3 protein-coding genes are annotated in these 2,402 nt (G+C 59.5%); all 3 read right to left on the bottom strand.

The features are described 5' to 3' along the window. Nucleotides 1-15: 15 nt before the first annotated feature. From AN476_RS22100 to AN476_RS22090, 3 genes are read right to left on the bottom strand one after another with little or no spacing between them, the layout of a single operon-like run. Nucleotides 16-1,527, bottom strand: a complete 1,512-nt coding sequence (locus AN476_RS22100) for an IS66 family transposase (RefSeq protein ID WP_054463917.1) — start codon at nt 1,525-1,527, stop codon at nt 16-18. Nucleotides 1,528-1,582: 55 nt separating this feature from the next. Continuing rightward, nucleotides 1,583-1,936, bottom strand: coding sequence for an IS66 family insertion sequence element accessory protein TnpB (gene tnpB / locus AN476_RS22095; protein ID WP_054463916.1), 354 nt, complete (start codon nt 1,934-1,936; stop codon nt 1,583-1,585). Next, nucleotides 1,933-2,319 carry a transposase gene (locus AN476_RS22090; RefSeq protein WP_054463915.1) on the bottom strand — a complete coding sequence of 129 codons (387 nt, stop codon included), beginning with the start codon at nt 2,317-2,319 and terminating at the stop codon, nt 1,933-1,935. The genes tnpB and AN476_RS22090 overlap by 4 nt, the downstream gene beginning before the upstream one ends. Nucleotides 2,320-2,402: the final 83 nt, after the last annotated feature.

The following is a 2,402-nucleotide window of genomic DNA, read 5'->3' as shown; positions in this document are numbered from 1 at the left end:
TAAGCGGTGCACCGATCACACGGGTCTGGCGTAGTTCCAAGGCAACAGATCTTTGATGTCCGCTTGTTTGTGCCCACTCGCGATGGCCGTCAGTACGCCTGACAGGTAACCGTGTGGCTCGATCCCGTTGAGTTTGGAGGTTTCGATCAGCGACGCGATGATGGCCCAGTTTTGTGCGCCAGTATCATGTCCAGCGAAGAGCGCGTTTTTGCGGTTCAGGGCAATGGGACGAATGGTGCGCTCGACGGTGTTGTTGTCGAGTTCGATGCGACCGTCGTCGAGGAAGCGGCACAACCCGTCCCAGTATTTTGTGATGTATTTCAGGGCCTCTCCGGTTGGAGATTTTGCCGAGACGCGGGCGCGGCTTTGGGCGAGCCAAAGCTCGAAGGTGTCGATGATGGGCTTTGAGCATTCTTGCCGCGCGGCATGCCGCTGGCTGGCTGTCTGACCGCGCAATTCTTTTTCGATACGATAGAGCGCCTGGATTTGGGTCAGACCTTCCTGCGCCATCGGGGCAGCGCCGGATTGGGTGACATCGTGCAGTTTGCGGCGCGCATGGGCCCAGCAATAGGCCAATGTCACATCTGGCGTCGGGCGTTTGAGCAGGCGGTTGTAACCAGCATAGCCATCGACTTGCAGCACTCCGCTGAAGCCCTTCAAAATTGCATCTGCATGTTGGCCGGATCGTCCCGGCGCATAAGTGAAGGCGACGCCGGGCGGATCCTCTCCACCCCACGGGCTGTCATCGCGGGCGAGGGCCCAGAAGTATCCGGTTTTGGTCTTTTTCCGCCCCGGGGCCAGAACCGGAGCGGGCGTTTCATCCATAAAGAGCTTGGTGGAGCGCTTCAGGTCGGTCATCAGCGCCTCATAGACCGGGGTCAGTTCAAACGCCGATTTCCCAACCCACGCAGCCAGCGTGGATCTATCCAGATCGATCCCCTGGCGGCTGTAGATTTGCGCCTGCCGATACAGCGGCAGGTGATCCGCATATTTTGAGACAAGCACATGGGCGAGCGTTGCCTCGGTTGGCATGCCGCCAACGATGATGTGGGCGGGTGCAGGAGCCTGAGCAATCCCGCCCTCGCAAGACCGGCAAGCGTATTTGGGACGGCGGGTGACAATCACCCGGAACTGGGCTGGAATGATGTCCAGCCGTTCGCTGACATCCTCACCAATGACATGACGCTCGGCCCCGCAGGCGCAGGAGAGGTCAGGTTCTATGACAATCTCCAACCGCTCCAGATGCTTGGGCAGCGATCCGCGATTGGTCTGGCGCTGCTTTGGTGGTCGAACGGGCGCGGTGCGCGCGTCCGCATCAATCTCGGCTTCCACCTGCGTGATGGCCGTCTCGATATCTTCGAGTTCCAGCTCATATTGGGCCGGATCGATCTTCTCGGATTTGGACCCAAACAGCGCCTTCTTGAAGGAGGTGACCAGAGCCTCAAGCCGCGCATTCTGATCCTGCTGCGCACGGATGATCGCCTTCAGTTCGGCAATGTCGTTGGGCAATTCATCAGGTGCGGTCATGCCCGATATCATAACAAAACATGGGCAGAATGACCCGCACAAACGCCCCTGTGAGTCATTCCGCCGCAGCGGGAGCCGCCACCTCCAGGGGCTGCACCCGCCGCCAATCCAAACCCGCAAACAGTGCCTCAAACTGGGCCGTTTCCAGACGCATCACCCCATTCTTGATCGCAGGCCATTTGAAGCTGTTATCCTCAAGCCGCTTATAGGCCATCACCAGCCCGCTGCCGTCCCAATAGATCAGTTTCAACCGATCCGCCCGCTTGGCGCGGAACACATAGACCGACCCATCGAAAGGCTTCTGACGTAGGTGGCTCTGAACCAGAGCAGCCAGCCCGTCGTGACCCTTACGGAAGTCCACCGGATCGCTCGCCACAAAAATCCGGACCTTGTGGGATGGCGTGATCAACTTGCCAAAGCCCGTGCGATCTCCGCGATCCGCGCGGCTGGCATCGCGGCATCAAGGCGAATGGTGACGTCGCCACTGATCACATCAATCGTGCTGGAGGAGGCGGCAGGCAGAGGCGGAGCCAAAGGCGCAGGCGCCTCGATCTCAACGGGCACAAAATCCAGACCATCCAGATTGGGGAGAACCAGCTCGCCCTGCCGCGCCATCCGCCGCCAGTCAGATACCGTGCTGGGGATCAACTCATATCGCTTGGCAACGGCGTTGACCGTCTCGCCCTCGATCAGGGTCTCGGCAACAATCCGAGCCTTCAACTCAGGCGGCCAATTCCGCTTGCCATCCGCCCGGCGCGGTACTCTTGCCAGAAACTCGCTTGTAGCTACCATCGAGAAACTCCCTACAAAACAAAGAAGCCTCTGAATCGCAGATCAAGCGCTATGCCGAAAGTGTGGGAGCGGCGCACCGCTTA

It is taken from the genome of Phaeobacter sp. 11ANDIMAR09 (genome assembly GCF_001294455.1).
Taxonomy (GTDB): Bacteria; Pseudomonadota; Alphaproteobacteria; order Rhodobacterales; family Rhodobacteraceae; genus Pseudophaeobacter.
This window is presented reverse-complemented; position numbering and strand designations above follow the sequence as displayed.

Excerpts from the sequence above, each read along its gene's own strand:
- AN476_RS22100 (WP_054463917.1), bottom strand. The coding sequence starts at position 1,527 with ATGACCGCACCTGATGAATTGCCCAACGACATTGCCGAACTGAAGGCG.
- AN476_RS22090 (WP_054463915.1), bottom strand. The coding sequence starts at position 2,319 with ATGGTAGCTACAAGCGAGTTTCTGGCAAGAGTACCGCGCCGGGCGGAT.